The organism is Streptosporangium sp. 'caverna' (genome assembly GCF_003203775.1).
Lineage (GTDB): Bacteria > Actinomycetota > Actinomycetes > Streptosporangiales > Streptosporangiaceae > Streptosporangium > Streptosporangium subroseum.
The window spans coordinates 5,192,465-5,211,805 of the sequence record NZ_CP029711.1 but is presented as its reverse complement, the minus strand read 5'-3'; the positions used below and the strand labels follow the sequence as shown (position 1 = coordinate 5,211,805).

The following is a 19,341-nucleotide window of genomic DNA, read 5'->3' as shown; positions in this document are numbered from 1 at the left end:
GGTGACGCGTCCGGGTGGGCGGGAAAATCTTGTAAGAAATAAGCTCCGGGTTCCCGAGCTTCTCTCCCGGTCATCCAGTCCCAGGACGGGGCGTTTTCCGTGGAGACGCGTCCATCGCTGTCGCGGATGATCCGGGTGAAGGGGGTACCAGTGCCGTCTTGCCCATTAAAGGCGTCATCGCGCCACTCCGGAAGTGGTCCGGCTCTTCCGATGACTATGATCAACGCGAACAACAACCGAAACAACGACAAAATACGCAAAGCCGTCTTACCTCCGAGCTAACGCGAGAGAGAGTCGTGGAACTTCGCGACATCGAGATCTTCCTGGCCCTTGCCGAAGAGCTGCATTTCGGGCGGACCGCCGAACGGCTGCGCGTCACCCCCGCCCGCATCACCCAGGCCGTCAAGAAACAGGAACGCCAGATCGGCGCCCCGCTGTTCGAGCGCACCAACCGCACGGTCCGGCTGACCCCGCTCGGCCGCCAGCTCCGCGACGACCTCTGGCCCGTCTACAGCGGGCTCCAGGACGGCATGCGCCGCGCCAAGCTCGCCGCCCAGGGCGTCACCGCCGTGCTGCGCGTCGGCACGCTCCCGATCAACATCCACGACATGCGCCCCTACTGGGACACCTTCCGCACCCGCCACCCGCAGTGGAAGCTGCAGATCCAGCAGGCCTCCTTCGTCGACCCGTTCGCCGGGTTGCGCCGGGGCGACATCGACGTCCTGATCTGCTGGCTGCCGGTCGAAGAACCCGATCTGACGGTGGGCCCGGTCCTGTTCGCCGAGCCGCGGGTGGTGGCCGTGGCCGCCGACCACGAACTCACCCGGTTCACCTCGGTCTCGCTGGAGATGGTCGCCGACTTCCAGCACGCGAACCCCCCGGCGTGGACGGACAACTGGGCCGACGGCTACGTCCCGTCCCACACCCGCGCGGGGCGGCGGATCGAACGCGGCCCGTTGGTACGCAACACGGAGGAAGTTCTCACCCTGGCCAGCACGGGGGAGCTCGTCAGCCTCTTCCCCGCCCACATGAGGCGCTATTGGAGCCGGCCCGACATCGCCTACCTGTCCGTCTGGGACATCGACGCCCTGCCGTATGCCCTGGTGTGGCGTGCCGAGGCCGAGAACGACCTCATCCGGGCCCTCGCCCGGGTCGCCGCCGACATCGGAACCCTCGTCATCTGAGCCGCACATCCCGGGCACGCCGCGTTGGCCGCGCGCGTTGAGGAGCTCCGCACCTCATCCTGGTGTGACGCCGCCGCCCCGGCCCGGAGGAGTCGATGGGCCGCGTCGTTCTCGCCCTACTCCTGCGGGCCGCGCGAGGTGACGGTGAAGCGCTCGCCGTCCGGCCAGACGATGGCGACGCGGTCGAGGTCCACCTCGACGTGGACCTCCACGGGCTCATCCCCGTCGCCCAGCACGGCCAGCACGGCCAGCGAAACCGTCCAGCCGTCCTCGGTCACGCCGTCCAGCGCGGGGACGAGGGCCGGGCTGCCGAATGCCGTCCCCTCGACGGCCTCCAGCGCCGCGGCGGTGTCGTAGCCGTGCAGGCCGGTCAGGCGGGAGCGGAGTCCGTCAGGCGCGGTGAGCGCGACCGACAGATCTTCGATCTCGGCCGTGGCGCGGGGGAGCGCCCAGCCTGTCTGACGCACGCGGGAGCCGGCCGCGACCCGGTGGACACGCAACTCCACCGTGCCACGCAGCACGCTCACGCTCCGGGCGCCGTCGGTGATCGACGCGGCCCAGGCGATCTCGCCCCGCCGTCCCGCGCCATCCGGCGTGAGCACCCCGCGCGGCGCGGCGGCCCCGTCGGCGCCGACGAGCCCGAAGTGGTTGTCCGGTACGTCGGCGGCCGTGGTGGGCCCGGTGTGGGTGGAGTAGGCGTACCGGTCGTAGAGCGGGTCGTCGCGGTCGTGCCGGATGCCGTGGTTGAGCACCCTGGCCACCCCGTCGTGGTTCTGCACGACCAGCCCCGGCCCTTCCAGCGCCGCCGGCCCGACCGGGCCGGGCTCCTCGATCGCCGTCCAGAGCGGATGGTCCGCGGGAGCCAGCAGCCCGACGAACGCCTTGGCCGCCCAGTACGGCGAGGCGGAGCCCGAGTACGACTGGAGCGTGGCCTCGTGCTGCCCGAACCACCCCAACGTCAGCAGGTTCTCCGCCGACAGCGCGTCGTGCTCCAGGAAGTAACGGACCGATCCGGAGGCCAGCCGTCGGGTGGCACCGGGGGACAGGGGGGTCCGGCCGGTCACCGCGCCCAGCATGAGGGAGGCGAGCGTGGCGAAGCGGTAGGTCATCGACCGCCCCTGGTACAGGGGCTCGCCGTTCGCCCCGAACGTCAGCGCGTAGCTTTCGAGGAACAGTCGCAACCGGCTCTCGTGCTCGGGCATCGGCACCCCGGACAGCAGCCCGTACAGGACCGGATAGAAGTGCAGCGCCCAGCCGTTGTAGTGGTCGAAGCCCCGGTTGTCCCCGTCGGTGTACCAGCCGTCCCCGACGTACCAGTCCTCGATCCTGGCGAGCCCGCGCTCGATGGCCGCTCGGGCGGCCTCCTCCTCGACCTCGACGTCGGCCAGGAATCCGCCGACGGTGACGGGGAACAGCCACCAGTTGTTCGGAGCGGGTTCGTGGTGGAACACGGTGGCCAGGTAGGCGCCCAGCCGTTCGCGCTCGGCGTCGCCGAGCGTGTCCCACAGCTGCTCGCGGGTGAGCCAGAGCCCCAGTGCCAAGGACGCCGCCTCGACCATGGGCTGGAAACGGTCGGCCACGGTGGGCCAGACGCCGGGCCCGCTGACGAATCCCCGCCGGTACGGTTCGAGCAACTCGGCGGGCCCGCCGCCGGCCACGCGGAAGGCCGCGATCAGGAACGTCCTGGCGAAGCCCTCCAGACCGTCGCAGTCCGACCAGCTGGCCCGCCCCGGCAGCCGGATCGTCGCACCGTCCGCCGACCGGTACGGCTCCACCGCGGTCAGCAGGCCGTCGGCCAGAGCTTCCCAGTGGGCTCGGGTCCACCCGGTGTAGGGGCTGAGCGATCGGTCTTCTGGCGGCAGAGAGAGCATCGCGAGACTCCAGAGTAGACGGAAATCGCTTTCCGGCGGCCGACTGTAGTGGCCCGTCTCGTCACGCACAAGTTATCTGATCGAACGAAAGGAAAGCGTTCATAACGAACGCTATGTCCGTTAGAATCTCCGCATTCCTCCGGCTGAAGGAGCCACCGTTGTCCGTCGAGCAGCGTCACAGACTCATCCTCCGTCAGCTTCGCGACAGGGGATCGGTCCGTCTGACCGAACTGGTGCAGGAGCTGGGTGTCTCGGCGGTCACCCTGCGCAGGGACGTCGGGCATCTGGCCGACCAGGGCCTCCTGCTCAGAGTGCACGGCGGCGTCACGCTCCCTCCAGCCGCCGAGCAGGCCCCGGCGGCCCTGTCCGCCGCCGCGGCGGGACTGACCATCGGCATGCTGGTCCCCTCCGCCCACTACTACTACCCCGGAGTGATCAAGGGGGCACAGGAGCAGGCGGGCCGCACCGGGGCGCGGCTCGTCCTGGGCATCTCCCGTTACGAGGAGGCCGAGGACCGCGCGCAGGTGCGCCAGCTCGTCGAGGGCGGCATCGACGGCCTGCTGCTGACCCCGAGCAGGCAGCCCGACGAGTCGCACGTCGACTGGCTGGCCGGGCTGCACGTGCCGACCGTGCTGGTGGAGCGGCGCACCGAGCTGGCCGGACCCGCTTCGACGCTCGACGCGGTGGCCTCCGACCATGCCCACGGCGCCTACCTGGGCGTGCGCCACCTCGCCGAGCTCGGCCACCGCAGGATCGCGCTGGTGGCCTATCCGAGCCCCACCACGCCGAGGATCAAGGCCGGCGTCCTGTCCGGGGCCGCCGTGCTGGGAATGGAGGCGCCGAGAGAGATCGTCATCGATCGTGAGCGGCCCGTGGAGCGGCTCATCGCCGAGGTGGTGCGGCTGGTGCGTGAAGACGGCGTGACCGGCCTGGTCGTGCACAACGACGAGGACGCGCTCTCGCTGGTCAGGCACCTGGGAGCGGCGGGCGTGGACATCCCGGGCGAGGTGTCGATGGTGGCCTACGACGACGAGGTGGCGACCTTCTGCTCGCCGTCGCTCACCGCGGTCGCGCCGCCCAAGATGGACGTCGGCCGCTGCGCCGTGGACATGCTGATCAGGCGGGTCACCCAGGGCCCGGCCGCCTCGACCCGCCACCTGGCCCTCCTGCCCACCCTGCGGGCCCGGGAGTCGTCGGCCCCGCCGCGGTGAACACTCTTTCGAAGCGATTTCGTTATGGTCAAATTGAGCAAACCTCTCGACAGCGGTCGAATTACGAGCGAATGATGCTCTAACGATCGACTCGGAGGTTCTGTGATGAAACGTAAGCACATTGCCGGTGTGGCCGGTCTGGTGGCGGTGGCCACTCTGCTGGCGGGCTGCGGCACCGGTGATTCCGGCACCGGCGAGGGAGGCAAGACCGCCGCGGGCCCCGAGCAGATCGTGTTCTGGGGCTGGGCCAAGGGCACCAAGGAGGTCGTCGACGCGTTCAACACGTCGCACACCGACGTCCAGATCAAGTTCGAGGAGATCCCCTCGGGTAACGCGGGCGGTTACGCCAAGTTCTCCAACGCCATCAAGGCCGGCAACGCACCCGACCTCATGTCGGTGGAGTACCCGCAGGTCCCCGACTTCGTCACGCAGGGCGCGCTGCAGGACATCACCGCGGAGACCGCCGACGTCAAGTCCAAGTACCCGGCCGGCGTCTTCCAACTGGTCGAGCTGGGCGGCAAGACCTGGTCGCTGCCCCTGGACGCCGCGCCGCAGGTCTTCTTCTACCGCAAGGACCTGTTCGAGAAGAACAAGATCGACGTGCCGAAGACCTGGGACGACTTCCGGGCCGCCGCGGAGAAGGTGAAGAAGGCCGACTCCGAGTCCCGCATCGGCAGTTTCTTCCCCGACGACCCGAACCTGCTGGCCACGTTCGCCTGGCAGGCCGGCGGAAAGTGGTTCAACTCCGACGGCGGCGCGTGGAAGGTGTCGATCGACGACGAGCCCACCAAGAAGGTCGCCGCCTACTGGGACGACCTGATCAAGGAGGACCTGGTCAAGGTGCAACCCACCCTCGGCCAGGAGTGGATCGCGTCGCTCGCCAAGGACCAGGTGTGGGGCTACCTCGGCGCCAACTGGGCGGCAGGCATGATCAAGAGCAACAACGCTCCGCTGAGCGGCAAGTGGGCCGTCGCGCCCGCGCCGAACTGGGGAACCCCCGCCAGCGGGATGTTCGGCGGCACCACCTTCGCCGTCAGCAAGGGCAGCAAGCACCTCAAGGCCGCCGTCGAGGCCGCCAAGTGGCTCACCGGCTCGCCCGAGGCGTGGAAGGCCCGGCTGGGCTCGGGCACCTCCAGCGCGTTCCCGGCCATCGCCGACCTCGTGCCCGTCGCCTCCCAGAGCTTCGACACCGGCTTCTACGACGGCCAGGACATCTACCGGGTCTTCCGCGAGTCCTACGACACCATCCAGCCGGGCTGGACGTGGGGACCCAGCATGGTGCAGGTGCTGACGTCGTTCAAGGACAAGCTCGGCCAGGTCTCCACCGGCGCGACCACCGTTCCCGACGTCCTGACCCAGGTGCAGGCCGACACGGTGAACGAGATCAAGGGACGTGGGCTGTCCGTCGCCTCCTAGCGCCCGCCGTACTCCCTGCCCGCCGCAGACGCCCCGCGCCTGGCGGCGGGCATCGCCCGGAAGGAAACCTATGTCCTCCTCCACTCAGCGCTCCAAGGGCGGGCGCTGGGCGGTCCTTCTGTTCACCGCACCGTTCTTCGTGCTGTTCGCCGCCGTCGTCATCGCCCCGCTCGGATACGCGCTCTGGCTGAGCCTGTTCAGCGATCAGTCGTCCGGACTGGGATTCGGCGGCACGGAGAGCGTCTTCAGCGGTCTGGACAACTACCTGACCACCCTGTCCGACCAGGCGTTCCGCGACGGCTTCGCGATCGTGGCACTCTACGCCGCCCTGTACATCCCGCTGATGCTCGGCGGCGCGCTGACGTTGGCCCTCCTGCTCGACTCCGGCATCGCGATCCTGCGCAGGTTCTTCCAGCTCGCGCTGTTCATGCCGCACGTGGTGCCCGGCGTGATCGCCGGACTGATCTGGCTGTACCTGTACCTGCCCGGCATCAGCCCGATCGTCTCGGCGCTGCGCGACGGCGGGATCGAGTGGGACTTCCTCGGCGACCACGTGCTCGGCTCCGTGGTCAACGTCGCCGTGTGGGAGTGGATCGGCTACAACATGATCATCTTCTTCGCCGCGTTGCAGGCCATCCCGCGTGAGGTGCTGGAGGCGGCCACGATGGACGGCGCCGGGCCGATCCGGGTGGCCCTTCGCGTGAAGTTGCCCCTGATCAGGGGTGCGGTGATCACCGCGCTGCTGTTCACCGTCATCGGCTCGCTGCAACTGTTCAACGAGCCGATGGTCATGGACGGCGTCAGCAACGGCATCGTCAGCACCTGGACGCCGAACATGTACTCCTACGCCGAGGCGTTCGGCAAGAACGACATCGGTCAGGCCGCCGCCGCGTCGATCCTGCTCGCCGTACTCGCCGCGGTCCTGTCCTACTTCGTCACTAAGTGGGGGAACAAGAAGTGACGTCCCGCCTCGTGTCCAAGGGAGCGGTCAACGTCTTCCTGCTGATCGCCGCTGTCTACACGCTGCTGCCGCTGACCTGGCTGCTGTTCGCCTCGACCAAGTCGCTGTCCGACCTGTACTCGACGCCGGGCTTCGCCCTGTCCGACCTCAACCTCGGCGCCAACCTCTCGGCCGTGGCCGCGGAGGGAGACGGCATCTTCTTCCGCTGGTACGTCAACAGCCTGCTGTACGCCGGCGGCGGCGCGGCACTGGGCGCGCTGATCAGCGTGGCCTGCGGCTACGCCTTCGACAAGTACGAATGGCGGGGCAAGGAACGCCTGTTCGGCCTGGTCCTGCTCGGCGTGCTGGTGCCCACCACCGCCACCGCTATCCCGCTGTACCTGCTGGTTTCCAAGGTCGGGCTGGTCAACTCGTTCTGGTCGGTGTTCATCCCGGCGCTGGTCCACCCGTTCGGGGTCTACCTGGCCAGGGTGCTGTCGACGGGATACGTGCCCGGCGAGGTGCTGGAGGCCGCCCGATCCGACGGCGCGAGTGAGATCCGTACGTTCGTCTCGGTCGCGCTGCCCATGCTCCGGGCCGCCTACGTGACGATCTTCCTGTTCCAGTTCACCGGAATCTGGAACAACTTCTTCCTGCCCCTGGTGATGCTCTCTGACCAGCACCTGTTCCCGCTCAGCCTGGGCCTGTACTCGTGGAACACTCAGGTGACCGCGTTCCCGGAGTACAGCACGCTGGTGATCACCGGGTCGCTGCTCTCGGTGGTGCCGCTGCTGCTGGTCTTCGTGTTCCTACAGCGGTTCTGGCGGGCCGGGATGACGGCGGGTAGCGTCAAGTGAGCACGTACTCGGGGGAAAGCGACATGATCGAAAGAAGGCCGAAAACCCTGCTCGCCATGGGCCTGCGGGTGGCCGAGCGGCTGGTCACCGGCCCGGTGCGCGAGCGGTTGGTCACGGTGGCCGACGTGGATCCGGACCTGGTGGCCCACGACTTCGCCGACCCGCGGGCGGCGGCGGTGCTGGCCGAGGCGGAAGTGCTCTACACGAGCTGGGGATGTCCGCCGATCACCGCCGAGGTGCTGGCCGCGGCACCCCGGCTGCGGGCCGTCGTGCACGCGGCCGGGTCGGTCAAGTACCACGTCACCGATGCGTGCTGGCAGCGTGGACTGCTGGTGTCGTCGGCCGCGGCGGCCAACGCCGAGCCGGTCGCCGAGTTCACCCTCGCCGCGATCCTGTTCGCCAACAAGCGGGTGCTGGAGATCGCCAGGCTCTACCGGGAGCATCACGTGGCGCTCGACTGGGACGGCCGCTTCCCGGGATTCGGCAACTACCGGCGGACGATCGGCATCGTGGGCGCTTCCAGGATCGGACGGCGGGTGCTCGAACTGCTGCGCCCGTTCGACGTGGACGTGCTCATCGCCGACCCGTATCTGACCGAGGACCTGGGCGTGCAGCACGTGGAGCTGGACGAGCTGCTGGCGCGCTGCGACGTGGTCAGCCTGCACGCGCCCCTGCTTCCTGAGACCCGGCACCTGATCGACGCGGCGCGCCTGGCGCGCATGCGCGACGGCGCGACGCTGATCAACACGGCCAGGGGCGCGCTGGTCGACCAGGAGGCGCTGACGGCCGAGCTGGTCAGCGCCCGACTGTTCGCGGTGATCGACCACACCGAGCCGGAGGTCCTGCCGGCCGACTCGCCGCTGTACGACCTGCCGCAGGTCCTGCTCACCCCGCACATCGCCGGCTCGCTCGGCGGCGAGCTGGCCCGCATGGCGGACCTGGCGCTGGACGAACTGACCCGCTACGCCCGCGGGCTGCCGTTCGCGCACGGCGTGGCGAGCGAGACGCTCGCGCGGATCGCCTGATCCACCGCCCCGTTCGCCGCCGGAACCGTACGTCCGTCGGCAGCGCCAGGCGGTTTCTGTGGTTTCTGTGGTTTCCGGGAGGTCACTTGGCGGCGGCATCGAGCAGGTGGCGGCGTTGCCGTTCGGTCAGGTCACCGAGGCGGCGGTTGGCGTCGATCCCGCCGCCCGTCAGCAGAGCGGCGATCTCGGCGGCCCTGTCGCCGGGCAGGGCGCGCAGGAGCCATCCGACGTGGGCGTTTTTCGTGGTGTCGTCGGTGCGGGCCAGTACCTCGGTCAGACTCATCCGGCCGGAGGCCACCGCCGCGCGCAGCTGGGGCTGGGTCAGCGAGGTCAGCGGGGTCTGCGGGGCCGGGGGCCGGCGAAGGGGCATGGGGGTGGGCGCGGCGGGTGCCGTACGGTCGGCGGCGTGAGGTGTCCGCTCGGTTCGCGGGTGGTCTTCGCCCAGCGCGCCGTGCGTGGTGACCAGGAGGATGCCCGCGATGGCGGCGACGCATGCGGCGATGGTCAGGTGGCGTCTGGACAGTCGACCGCCGGCTTGGCCGGCGGCGGCGAGCCTGAGGCCGACGACCGCGGTGCGCAGCAGCACGCCGGTGACCATGCCGAGCAGGATCGGCACGATCTGAGCGGGCAACGGGGCAACGGTGGCGATCAGAACGCCGGCGGCCGGACTGGCGCAGGAGACCAGCAGCCACGGGGTCAGGCGCTGTTTGGCCATGTCCAGGAGCGCGGCCAGGGCCAGCCCCTCGCTGGCGGAGTGGACCATGAGGGCGATGACGACGACGATGGAGGCGGTCAGTGCCAGCGTCGCGCCTTCGATCGCCCGGTGCAGGGTGAGGGCGGCGGCGGTGCCCATACCGCCGAACAGCGCGGCGTCGACGGCTTCCTTGACGCGGCGGTGCAGGCCGGGCGCGTGTCTGCCACCGGTCCGTCCGGACCCCCCGTGCCCATGCCCGTGCCCGCAGCCTTTGCGGGTGAAATAGGTGATCACGAGGAAGCCGAACGCGATGGCCAGCCCGACGGCCCACAGGGGCACTCCGGTTTCGGCCGCGTCGCGCCAGGCGTCGGGGAGCAGGTCGGCCAGAGCGGTGATCAGCATCATCGCTGAGGCGATCGCCAGCCAGAGCGTCACCTTGGCGGAGTTGCGCCGGGCCAGCCACGCCCCGGCGAGCGTGGCCAGCGATACCAGGAGCACCGCGGCCCATGCTTCGGTGCCGGGAGACGCCCCCTCCAATGCCGGCCCCAGCATCTGTGTCCGATTGGCCAGCAGCATGTCTCACCACCTCTTATGGGGGTTGATCAGGGAAAGTTCCGAAACGGCCGGTGGATCGTTCGGTGGTCATCGGCGGCGGAGCGGCCTGCGGTCGTGCGGGGCTGCGCGCCGGCCGGTTGTGGCGTCGGGACCGGCTGTCGGCCGGTGGCCGGGCGCGTCTCGGGCGCGTGGCTCCGCCGGGAGCTCGATACGGGCCGAGCCGGCCTCCAGCGCACGGCCGAACGCGGGGAGAGCGTTCTCCGACCCAGCGCTCCGATATTCCCGATGGGAGAAGGCGCTCGGATCCGAACACCTCACCGTCGCCGCCGCGGCGGCGGGAATCCGGATGATCTCGGCGACCGTGAGGACCGTCAGCAATGCGATCATCAGTGCCTCTCCTCGCAGGATCCGGGGCGTTCCGTGTCTTGGGGGTTTCTCATCCCCGGCTGACGAGCGTCGCCGGGGGCGGAGAACAGGAGTCATGGGCGGTCACCCGAGGCCACTACTTGGTGACCTTGCGCGGGTGGTGGGCTGAGGCCCAGCCGCGTCTGCCGCCGGCGGCAGCCCGCCGCGTGCCGACCGAGCCGTAGGACCGGCCGGCCGGGATGGGGCTGCTCGCGGTGGTGCACACCGTCAGGGCGGCGGTGGTTCGCTTCGCGATCATCGCGGTGTCTCCCTTCGATCGGCATCTGTTCACCGGCGTGGGCCGGCGGTTCGGTCAAGCTATTGGGCGCCCGACCTGCGATGCTCACGAAGAGTAATCTCCTCATTGCTGAATGATTAAACACCTGAGCAATTGAACAGATGTTCTTTAGAGTGAGCAGCCCGTACCCCGATGAGAAGAGGTAGGCACCGTGGCCCCCCGAACCGCGGAGTGCGCACCCGCACCCCTGAGCCGTCATGCAAGCGCGGAGGTGGCCGCGCATCCCGATGCCTGCTTCCCCGCGGTCCCAGGCGCCGAGCGGGTGCAGAGCATCCGCTCGGCGCTACCGCCGGAACAGACGGTGCGGGAGCTCGCACGGGTCTTCGCACTGCTGGCGGATCCCGGGAGGCTGCGGCTGACGGCCGCCCTGCTGCAGGCGGGGGAGATGTGCGTGAGTGACCTGGCGGCGGTCACCGGCCAGAGCACCTCGGCCACCTCGCACGCGCTGCGGCTGCTGCGCATGCACCACGTGGTCCAGGTCCGCCGGACCGGACGGCTGGCGCACTACCGGCTGGCCGACTCCCACATGCGGATGCTGTTCGACCTGGCGATCACCCACATCGGGCACGTCACCGACCCCCACCGCCAAGGAAGGCGAAACGACGGCTGAGCACGGACACGGGCACGGGGTGAGCGCCGAGGCCGACCGCCGCTACCTGATCGGTGTCAGGGGCGGATGGCGCCGAGCAGGCGTCCCCACCAGTAGTCGTCGAGGTCGACCACTTTGATGATGTCGCCGGTCCGTGGGGCGTGGACCATCTTGCCGTTGCCCACGTACATGCCCATGTGGCCCAGACCCTTGCTGAAAAGCAGGTCACCGGGCTGCAACCGGTTCAGGTCCAGTGGCACTCGCCGGCCGGCCCCCCAGCTCCACTGTTCGTAGGTGGTGCGGGGGATGCCGACTCCGGCTCTGGCCCAGGAGCTTTGGGTCAGGCCTGAGCAGTCGTATGATCCCGGCCCCTCACCGCCCCACTGGTACGGCTTGCCGATCTGCGCGTAGGCGAACTGCAGCGCGAGCCTTGCATTGCCGGAGGCCGCGCCGGTGTAGACGACGCCGGGGCTGTTGGGGTTGCCGGCTCGGAAGGTCCCCAGCCTGCGCAGCAGTTTCGTCTGCTCGGCGACCAGGCGCTTGGCCTTCTCCTTTTCCGGAACCAGGGCGTCGCGGGCCTGGTCGGCGCCGGCCAGCGCGTCCTTGGCCTTGCCGTGCTGCAGCTTGAGCGTCCGGGTGGCGGCGTCGAAGCTGCGTAGCGCCTCCGCGTGCCCGGACGATATCTGGTTGCTCGCGGCCATGCCCCTCAGGAGGGACTGGGGATCACCGTTGGCCACGAACCCCTCTCCGAAGGGCGAGCCACCGTACTGGTAGGTGCTGACGGCCAGTGTGACGAGGTCGCGGCGCAGCGCGTCCACCGTTTTGCGCTGCTGGTTGTAGGCCTCGTTCAGCCCGTCGTAGTGCTTCTTGGCCTTCTTCCACCGCTCGTTGGCCAGGTTGTAGCGGTCGACGACCTTGCCTGCCTGGTTGTTGAGTTTGTCCAGCTTCGCCTTGGCCTGAGCGATGGTGGGCCGCGGTTCGGCGACTGCCCTGTCGAGAGGCAGGAGCAGAGCGGCGATCACGAGTCCTGCCGCTACAGGTATCCGTCCAACTCTCACCGGCATGCCTGTCACGGCCACTGTGTAATGCCTTTCCGTTGCCCGAATCTCGGACGAAATGCTACAGAAGCGGCCGGGGGCTATTCACACGTTGATCCGTATTGAGGTGATCATATCGGGTGATCACGTGGCGGTGGTCAATCAAGGAAGGGAGGGCGCCAACGGCGGCCTTCGCGATGAAGTGGCTGTTCGGAGAGGTTTTTCGAGCTCGGTTCACGGGGGTCGCCGAGCTTCTGACCGCCTGGACGAAGGATGCCCTCGGTGGGAGAAAACAACTATCAGCAGTAGTAGCCTGGCCGCGATCAGACCGGCCCGGCCAGAGCGGCGCGGGCAACCGGGGAGTTGAGGGCCGCGCCGTCGGAGAGCACGTCCGCGCAGGCCTCGAAGAACCCGGCCAGGCCATGTCCGATCACGCTGGCCGGGATCGCGACGGCGAGTGCGGAGAAGATCGCAGAGGCGACCACGGAGGCGCAGGCGGCCAGCCAGACGGCGATCGCCAGACGGGGTGCGCGCTCGGCCCACTCCTCCCGGCTCAGCAGCCGGGGCAGCACGACCACCGCGACCATCGCATACGAGGCCAGGACGGCGGCGACCATCACGCGCGGCCCCCGGGCGGATACACCTTGAGCGCGGCCTCCAGCGCGACGGATTCCTCAGGGGTCAGCCGCTCCAAGAAGTGGACCAGCGTGGCCGCCTGGTTGCCGCCGGAGGCGAGACTGCTCCGCATCAGGTCGGCGGTGTAGGCCTCCCTGCTGGCCACCGTTTCGTACACGTAGGCCCGGCCGACGGCCTTCCTGCGGAGCAGGCCCTTCTTGTGCAGCTTGTCCATCACCGTCATCACGGTCGTGTAGGCGATCTCCCGCTCGCGACGGAGGTCTTCGAGAACGTCCCTGACCGATGCGGACCGGTGATAGGACCACAGGCGTTCCATGACGGTGGACTCCAGATCTCCCAGACCACGCATCGTGTGAAACTCCCATCTACCGGCGAACGATTAATGCTACCGACCGTCGTAGATCACCAGCCATGAGTCAGATTGGCTTCACCGCCCTTGCCGCCCCTGCCGCCTGAGCCGACACCCGCGGCATACTGCGGTGAGGCGTTGTCACCGGTGCCCACGTGCAGCGACCGCCCGGCGAAGAGCCGGTAGCCTTCGGGAGGCACAGCCACGAAAGAGGCGGAGGGGCTGACGGGTGCGGCTCGGTAACCTGGAACGTTCGATCATGGAAGCGTTGTGGAATCATCCCGAGGGGATGCTCGCCCAGGACCTGGCCGATGCTCTGCCCTCGACGCCCGCGGTCACGACCGTGCTGACCGTGCTGGTGCGGCTGTCGCGTAAGGGCATGGTCACGCGCGAGCGCACCGGCCGAGCCCACCTGTATCACGCGAGTGCCGGCAAGGACGTCTTCGTCGCCGAGGCCATGCGTGAGGTGCTCGACGGCGCCGGTGATGTGCAGGCCGCGGTCAGCCGCTTCGTCGGCAGCGTGTCGCCGCAGGTGGCCGCCGCGCTGCGGGACGCGCTCAACAGCCGTGACCCGGACTGAGGCGCCGTGATCGTCTGGCTGATCGCGGCAGCCGCGGCGCTGGTGCCCCTGCTGTTCGGAGGCCGGGCCGCGGAACGGCTCGCCGGCGCCGACTGGACGCACCAGTGTCCTCGTGCCGCTCTGGTCATGTGGCAGGCGATCGGGCTGGCCGGCGGGACGGGCGCGATCGGCATCGGACTGGTGGCCGCGGTGGCGCCGCTCGCGGCGGTCTTTCCGCACGGCGCGCATACTCTGATTCGCCAGCTCTTCGACGGTCAGGGGCTGGCCGGTCTGGGACCGATGCACGTCGCCGCGCTGGTGTGGAGTGCCGGTCTGATCGGCTGGTTGTCGCTGCACACCGTGCGGATCGCGGTGCGCACGGTTCGAGCGCAGAGCAGGCAGCGGCTGCTGGTGGACGTCACGGCCGACCCCTGCGTGATCCGCGACGCCTACGTGCTGCCCGGCGCCCGCCCGGTGGCCTACTGCATCCCCGGCCGACGCGCCCGCATCGTGCTCAGCACCGGGACGCTCGAGCTTCTCGGCGCCGAGGAGATCGAGGCGGTGCTCAGCCACGAGCGGGCACACGCCACCGGGCGCCACGACCTGCTCCTGCTTCCCTTCCTGGCGCTCGCGCACGCCTTCCCCTGGCTTCCCACCGCGACCACGGCCCGCCGGGTCGTCCCCGTACTGCTGGAGATGCTGGCCGACGACCGGGCCCGCCGCGCCCACGGAGAACTGCCGTTGGCCCGGGCGCTGGTGCGGATGGCCGCCCCGATGACCGGTCCCACCGCTGCGGGGAGCCTGGCTCTGGCCGATGCGGCGGTCGTGGACCGCGTGGAGCGGCTTTTGAAAAAACGGCAGCCACAGCCGGGCTGGGTCCCGGCCGCCGCTTACTGCACCGCCGGACTACTCCTGAGCGGGCCGTCGGCCGTACTGATCGCGCCCGTGCTGTGCATCACCATCTGGCGAATCTGACAGCGAGGCGGTTTCGGCGAGGGTCGCCTCGTGTGCGTCGCGGTGGTCGGGGTCGACGGCGAGCACGACGTGGAGCAGGTCCTCGATGGCGTGGGCGAGACGCCGGTCGGACAGTTCGTAGCGGGTCTGGCGTCCCTCGGGCACCGCGACCACCAGGCCGCAGCCTCGCAGGCACGACAGATGGTTGGACACGTTCTGGCGGGTCAGTCCAAGCTCGTCGGCCAGCTTCGCGGGGTAGGTAGGTCCTTCGAGCAAGGCGATCAGCATCCGGCAGCGGTTCGGGTCGGCCAGCGCTCTTCCGAGCCGGGCCATCGCGTCGAGGCGTGTCGCAGCGGTGAGCACGACAGTCACGATACACCAATTGCTGTATATACAGTTGCTGCTGTATAAACACTGGAAACTGTACTGATGGGGGAGTGGTGCGCCATGGGGCATGGACACGGGCACGGCCATACGCAGTCGACGGCGGCCGCGGCACACCGCGGGCGCCTGGTCATCGTGTTGCTGCTGACCACGGGGGTGCTCGTCGTCGAGGTCATCGGGGCGGCGATGTCGGGCAGCCTGGCCCTGCTCGCCGACGCCGGGCACATGGCCACCGACGCCGCGGGAATCGCGCTGGCGCTGTTCGCGGTCTGGATGGCCGGCAAACCGGCCAGCGCTCAGCGCACTTTCGGTTACCAGCGGGCGGAGATCCTTGCCGCCGCGATCAACGCGGTCGCACTGCTCGCCTTGAGCGCCTACATCCTGTACGAGGCCGCCCGGCGATTCACCGACCCCGAGCCGGTCGGCGGGACGGTGATGCTCGTCGCGGCCCTCGCCGGTCTGGTCGCCAACGCGATCGGGCTGTGGCTGCTGCGCCGCGGACAGGCGGAGAGCCTCAACCTGCGGGGTGCCTACCTGGAGGTTCTCGGCGATCTGCTGGGCTCGGTCGCGGTGATCGTGGCCGCGATCGTCATCGCGCTCACCGAATGGACGACGGTGGACCCGATCGTCTCCGTCGTCATCGCCCTGCTGATCGTGCCCCGCACCTGGAGCCTGCTGCGCGAGGCCGTGAACATCTTGCTGGAGGCCGTTCCCAAGGGCGTCGACCTGCAAGAGGTCCGCCGGCATCTGCTGGAGGCGCCGGGTGTCATCGACGTTCACGACCTGCACGCCTGGACCATCACCTCGGGCGTCCCGGTCATGTCGGCCCACGTCGTGATGGAAGACCAGGCCCTGGCGGGCGGCGCCTTCGGTCAGGTACTGGACCGGCTGCACGAGTGCCTGACCGGTCACTTCGACGTCGAGCACTCCACGCTGCAACTGGAGCCCGCCGGACACGCCGACCACGAAGGCGCCCGGCACCACTGAGGCGACGAGTACGCGTTCCTTATGGCTTCCATATTCGACATGAAGTAGAACTTCTACGTAATGTAGAAATAAGGAGCCCGATGAGCGACGACACGCGTGCGACGATCAAGCAACGACTTTCCGTGATGCAGGCCCGGCAGCGCAGGGCCGAGCGCATGCGCAGGGTCGCCGTCATCGCCGCCGTGGTGGTGGTGCTCGGCGGACTGGTCGCGACGGCAACCGTGTTGATCCTCAAGGAACGGGGGCGCTCGTCGCTGGACGCGGTGCAGACCATCGCTGTCACCCAGCGCGAGCACACCACGGATCCGGTGACGTACCCGCAGAGCCCGCCGGTCGGCGGCAATCACGACCCCGCCTGGCAGAACTGCGGCCTCTACAGCCAGCCGCTGCGCAACGAGAACGTCGTGCACGCCCAGGAACACGGGGCGGTGTGGATCACCTACCGGCCTGACATGCCCATGGATCAGGTCGAGAAGCTGCTTGCTCTGGCCAGGGGGCGCGACTACATCATCGTCTCCCCTTTCCCTGATCTGTCTGCCCCGGTGGTGGTCAGTGCCTGGACCAAGCAGCTGAAGCTGGACAGGGTCGATGATCCGCGGCTGCCGGCATTCCTGCGCGCCTACATCCAGGGCCCGGCGACTCCCGAGCCCGGCGCGCCCTGTTCCGGCGGCATCGGGGAGCCGTCCGTATGATCCGGCTCCACCAGCTGAGCCGACGACACCTCCTCCCCGCTGCGGAGCTGAGCACTTCACCACCGAAGACTTCCTTGGCGAGCCTGGCCTCAATGGCCGCCCATCGTGTGGCAGGCGACAGGTGGGCGCGGCCAGATCCTTCTCGTCGTCGCCCGGAAGGCTCCGAACGACTGAACGGAGCGGCGGTTACGCCATGCGCGGCCTTGCTGCCTCCTCGGCGTCGCGGCTACCGCCATCATGACTTTGACCATCGGCGTGCGGACGGCATCGATGATGATCACGCCCTGGTTCGCCGAGATTTACCGGCTGCAGCAGGCACGTCATCGCGTCGTCCTGCTCCTGCAGTTCCAGAAACAGGTTGCGCAGCTGACCGACGTGATCTTCCAGGGTCTCCACCATTCGGCTTCCGTGGTGATGGAGCAGGCCGTGCAGGGCTTCGGCCCTGCGCTGCCGCTCCACATGGGCGCCGTCCAGGGTTTCCGTGGCCTGCCGGTGCTTTTCCTGGGAATCGCGTTCCAGAGCCGCTGCCTTGTCGAGGGCTTCGCGCTCGATGGCTCCTGCGAGCTCGTGGGCCTCTGCCAGGATCGTGTCGGCTTCCTGCCGGGCCGCGGCGATCGCCTCGTCGGCCGCCTCCTGGGCGCGCATGACGATTCGCGCCGCGCTGTCACCCGCCGAGGGCGAGCCCTGCCGGGAGACACGGTCTGCAGCCGTCAGCCGGGTGCTCAGCTGCGCGTTCTCCCGGAGCAACCTACTCAGGGTGGACTCGATCTCGCTGAGGAAGGTGTCCACCTCGGCCAGGTCGTAACCCTCGCGGAGACGGACCGTGGGAAGCACCTTGTTACGCACATCATGGGGGGTCAGCAGCCTGCCACCGCTGCTCAGATTTGCGCTGAGCTGCAGTACGGATACGGGATCGACCAGGTTCTCGTGAGCATGCTCATGCTCTCCGTGTCCCCAGTGTTCTTCACTCACGACTGTCTCACCGGACCTTTCGAGATGCTTTCAGCTGGTTGACGAGGGTTCCTCCGGTCATCGTGCGGTGACCTCCAGACTCGTGACCTCCACTGCCGCCCGGACTCCTTTCGCACTGCTCACGCTGCGGGGGGAATCAACCGGCTTCGCCGCGCGGGGACAGGTAGTGGGGGCCGTGCGGATCGGTGCAGTGACCGGCATCGACACACTCGCTTCCGCCCGCCGCGTCCTCTGGTGCGGGATCGACCTGGAGGGTGGTGTGGGTGATTCCGTAGCAGCGGGCGAGCAGGCCCTGAAGGCGGCGCCGGACCGCGTTGCAGTCGCCTTCGGGGCGGACGAACACATGCGCCGACAGCGAGGAGTAGCCGGAGGTGAGCTCCCACACGTGCAGGTCGTGGACCTCGGCGACCTCGGGCTGGCTCGCCAGCCGGGCGCCGATCTCCGCCGGGACCAGCCCGGACGGCGCGGCCTGCAGGAAGATCCGGCCGGTCTCGCGGATGAGGCCGTAGCCGGCCTTGAGCATGAGCGCGGCCACGATCAGGGTGGCGATGGCGTCGGCCTGGACGAAGCCGGTCAGGGCGACGACCAGCCCGGAAAGGGCGGTGGCGATGAACGCGTACAGGTCGTTGACGATGTGCTGGAAGGCGCCTTCGACGTTGAGGCTCGAGCGGTCGGCTCTGCTGAGCAGCCAGGTGGCGGCGAGGTTGACGACGATGCCGATCAGGGCGGTGATCAGTACCAGGGTGCCGTCGACCTCGGCCGGGGTCAGGAGGCGCCGGATCGCCTCATAGAGGAAGAATCCGGCCAGCAGCAGGAGGGTGGCGCCGTTGAGCTGGGCCGAGAGGATCTCGGCGCGTTTGAGTCCGTAGGTGAAGCCGCCGTGTGGCGGGCGGGTGGCCAGGCGCATCGCCACCAGGGCGAACACGATCGAGGCGGAGTCGGTGAGCAGGTGCCCGGCATCGGAGATCAGGGCCAGGGATTGCGCGGCGAGTCCGACGGCGACCTCGCCCGCCATGAAGACGATCAGCAGGGCCAGGGCGGCGGTCAGGTAGCGGCGATCGGCGTCGGCCGAGACGGCGTGCCCATGCCCATGCCCGTGATGTGACGCGGACTCGTGGTGCTGTGCCTCTGTGGGATCGGCCTCGGGTCCATGTCCGTCATGGTGATCATGCCGGTCGCTTCCGTGATGCGGTACGACCATGGAACCTCCTTCGATGGCTCGCACTAGCGGATCTCGTCAGCGGAATGGGCGACCGGCACGTGGTGGATGTGGGACAGGCCGAGGTCCAGCAGCATCCGGATGTGGGCGTCGTCCAGCCGGTGGTAGGCCATGCGCCCGGACCTGCGCACCCGCACGACGTGGTGGGCGCGGAGCAGACGCAACGTGTGCGAGACCGCGGACTCGCTGTGCCCGCATGCCGCGGCGATGTCGCACACGCACATCTCTCCGCCCTCCAGCAATGCGATGATCACGCGCAGGCGTCCCGGATCGGACAGCAGGCCGAAGACCCGAGCCAGCTCATCGATCGCCCCGCCCTCCGGCAGGGCCTCGGCTACCGCGGCAACCCGATCCGGATCCACCATGCGCGCCGTACAAGCCCCGGACTCAGCAGCAATATCTGAAACTCTGCTCATATGACGAAGCGTAGAGAGTGCTTTTGCTTATTGCCAGATCTCGCTACAGAGAAGTTCCATCGCAACACGGATTTGAGTAGTCGCTAAAGTA

22 protein-coding genes are annotated in these 19,341 nt (G+C 68.9%); 11 read left to right on the top strand and 11 right to left on the bottom strand.

Translation table 11 applies throughout. The features are described 5' to 3' along the window. Window positions 1-296 precede the first annotated feature (296 nt). The gene (locus DKM19_RS23085) at window positions 297-1,184 is read left to right on the top strand and encodes a LysR family transcriptional regulator (RefSeq protein WP_110698268.1); all 888 of its coding nucleotides are present in this window, start codon (window positions 297-299) and stop codon (window positions 1,182-1,184) included. 116 nt (window positions 1,185-1,300) lie between these two features. On the opposite strand, the gene DKM19_RS23080 is transcribed toward DKM19_RS23085, so the two are convergent. After that, window positions 1,301-3,055, bottom strand: coding sequence for a DUF2264 domain-containing protein (locus DKM19_RS23080; RefSeq protein ID WP_110698266.1), 1,755 nt, complete (start codon window positions 3,053-3,055; stop codon window positions 1,301-1,303). Between the two features lie 158 nt (window positions 3,056-3,213). On the opposite strand from DKM19_RS23080, the gene DKM19_RS23075 reads away from it, so the two are divergent. The 5 genes from DKM19_RS23075 (at window position 3,214) to DKM19_RS23055 (ending at window position 8,504) form a co-directional block, all read left to right on the top strand. Further along, window positions 3,214-4,266: a substrate-binding domain-containing protein gene (locus DKM19_RS23075; protein ID WP_162641690.1), complete on the top strand. Its 1,053-nt coding sequence runs from the start codon at window positions 3,214-3,216 to the stop codon at window positions 4,264-4,266. Between the two features lie 105 nt (window positions 4,267-4,371). Beyond that, window positions 4,372-5,682: an ABC transporter substrate-binding protein gene (locus DKM19_RS23070; protein WP_110698262.1), complete on the top strand. Its 1,311-nt coding sequence runs from the start codon at window positions 4,372-4,374 to the stop codon at window positions 5,680-5,682. Between the two features lie 70 nt (window positions 5,683-5,752). After that, window positions 5,753-6,643, top strand: a complete 891-nt coding sequence (locus DKM19_RS23065; RefSeq protein ID WP_110698260.1) for a carbohydrate ABC transporter permease — start codon at window positions 5,753-5,755, stop codon at window positions 6,641-6,643. Then, a complete protein-coding gene (locus tag DKM19_RS23060) occupies window positions 6,640-7,479 on the top strand; it encodes a carbohydrate ABC transporter permease (RefSeq protein WP_239514394.1) in 840 nt (279 codons plus the stop codon). Before DKM19_RS23065 ends, DKM19_RS23060 begins: the two co-directional genes overlap by 4 nt. Window positions 7,480-7,502: 23 nt before the next feature. Continuing rightward, entirely contained in the window at window positions 7,503-8,504 is a 1,002-nt protein-coding gene (locus tag DKM19_RS23055) for a hydroxyacid dehydrogenase (RefSeq protein WP_110698258.1), read from the top strand. Between the two features lie 82 nt (window positions 8,505-8,586). Here the strand turns inward: DKM19_RS23055 and DKM19_RS23050 are convergent, their stop codons facing one another. From DKM19_RS23050 to DKM19_RS49680, 3 genes are all read right to left on the bottom strand, one after another. Further along, on the bottom strand, window positions 8,587-9,774 hold the full coding sequence (locus DKM19_RS23050; protein ID WP_110698256.1) for a hypothetical protein: 1,188 nt from the start codon (window positions 9,772-9,774) through the stop codon (window positions 8,587-8,589). Between the two features lie 66 nt (window positions 9,775-9,840). Next, window positions 9,841-10,140, bottom strand: a complete 300-nt coding sequence (locus tag DKM19_RS23045; protein WP_110698254.1) for a hypothetical protein — start codon at window positions 10,138-10,140, stop codon at window positions 9,841-9,843. A 115-nt stretch (window positions 10,141-10,255) separates the two neighbouring features. Beyond that, window positions 10,256-10,417 (bottom strand): hypothetical protein, encoded by a 162-nt coding sequence (locus tag DKM19_RS49680; RefSeq protein ID WP_162641689.1) that lies wholly within the window; start codon window positions 10,415-10,417, stop codon window positions 10,256-10,258. A 190-nt stretch (window positions 10,418-10,607) separates the two neighbouring features. Here DKM19_RS49680 and DKM19_RS23040 point away from each other — a divergent pair, with 190 nt between their 5' ends. Then, window positions 10,608-11,066: a helix-turn-helix transcriptional regulator gene (locus DKM19_RS23040; RefSeq protein WP_239514393.1), complete on the top strand. Its 459-nt coding sequence runs from the start codon at window positions 10,608-10,610 to the stop codon at window positions 11,064-11,066. A 56-nt stretch (window positions 11,067-11,122) separates the two neighbouring features. On the opposite strand, the gene DKM19_RS23035 is transcribed toward DKM19_RS23040, so the two are convergent. From DKM19_RS23035 to DKM19_RS23025, 3 genes are all read right to left on the bottom strand, one after another. Then, entirely contained in the window at window positions 11,123-12,067 is a 945-nt protein-coding gene (locus tag DKM19_RS23035; RefSeq protein ID WP_239514392.1) for a C40 family peptidase, read from the bottom strand. A 338-nt stretch (window positions 12,068-12,405) separates the two neighbouring features. Further along, window positions 12,406-12,702 (bottom strand): hypothetical protein, encoded by a 297-nt coding sequence (locus tag DKM19_RS23030; RefSeq protein WP_110698250.1) that lies wholly within the window; start codon window positions 12,700-12,702, stop codon window positions 12,406-12,408. Then, window positions 12,699-13,067, bottom strand: a complete 369-nt coding sequence (locus tag DKM19_RS23025; protein ID WP_110698249.1) for a BlaI/MecI/CopY family transcriptional regulator — start codon at window positions 13,065-13,067, stop codon at window positions 12,699-12,701. Before DKM19_RS23025 ends, DKM19_RS23030 begins: the two co-directional genes overlap by 4 nt. A 229-nt stretch (window positions 13,068-13,296) precedes the next feature. On the opposite strand from DKM19_RS23025, the gene DKM19_RS23020 reads away from it, so the two are divergent. Both DKM19_RS23020 and DKM19_RS23015 read left to right on the top strand, forming a co-directional pair. Beyond that, complete coding sequence (locus DKM19_RS23020; protein WP_110698247.1) at window positions 13,297-13,647, top strand: BlaI/MecI/CopY family transcriptional regulator; 351 nt, start codon at window positions 13,297-13,299, stop codon at window positions 13,645-13,647. A 6-nt stretch (window positions 13,648-13,653) separates the two neighbouring features. Further along, entirely contained in the window at window positions 13,654-14,601 is a 948-nt protein-coding gene (locus DKM19_RS23015) for a M56 family metallopeptidase (RefSeq protein ID WP_110698245.1), read from the top strand. Here DKM19_RS23015 and DKM19_RS23010 read toward each other — a convergent pair. Continuing rightward, window positions 14,533-14,943, bottom strand: a complete 411-nt coding sequence (locus tag DKM19_RS23010) for a helix-turn-helix transcriptional regulator (protein WP_305000328.1) — start codon at window positions 14,941-14,943, stop codon at window positions 14,533-14,535. The two genes, DKM19_RS23015 and DKM19_RS23010, sit on opposite strands and share 69 nt — an antisense overlap. Window positions 14,944-15,027: 84 nt before the next feature. On the opposite strand from DKM19_RS23010, the gene DKM19_RS23005 reads away from it, so the two are divergent. Continuing rightward, on the top strand, window positions 15,028-15,951 hold the full coding sequence (locus DKM19_RS23005) for a cation diffusion facilitator family transporter (RefSeq protein ID WP_110698241.1): 924 nt from the start codon (window positions 15,028-15,030) through the stop codon (window positions 15,949-15,951). A gap of 80 nt (window positions 15,952-16,031) precedes the next feature. Further along, the gene (locus tag DKM19_RS23000; RefSeq protein WP_110698239.1) at window positions 16,032-16,643 is read left to right on the top strand and encodes a DUF3105 domain-containing protein; all 612 of its coding nucleotides are present in this window, start codon (window positions 16,032-16,034) and stop codon (window positions 16,641-16,643) included. A 186-nt stretch (window positions 16,644-16,829) separates the two neighbouring features. On the opposite strand, the gene DKM19_RS22995 is transcribed toward DKM19_RS23000, so the two are convergent. From DKM19_RS22995 to DKM19_RS22985, 3 genes are all read right to left on the bottom strand, one after another. Next, window positions 16,830-17,615: a DivIVA domain-containing protein gene (locus DKM19_RS22995; protein WP_110698237.1), complete on the bottom strand. Its 786-nt coding sequence runs from the start codon at window positions 17,613-17,615 to the stop codon at window positions 16,830-16,832. Between the two features lie 136 nt (window positions 17,616-17,751). After that, window positions 17,752-18,816, bottom strand: a complete 1,065-nt coding sequence (locus DKM19_RS22990) for a cation diffusion facilitator family transporter (RefSeq protein WP_110705903.1) — start codon at window positions 18,814-18,816, stop codon at window positions 17,752-17,754. Between the two features lie 23 nt (window positions 18,817-18,839). After that, window positions 18,840-19,199, bottom strand: coding sequence for a helix-turn-helix transcriptional regulator (locus DKM19_RS22985; RefSeq protein ID WP_110698235.1), 360 nt, complete (start codon window positions 19,197-19,199; stop codon window positions 18,840-18,842). Window positions 19,200-19,341 lie beyond the last annotated feature (142 nt).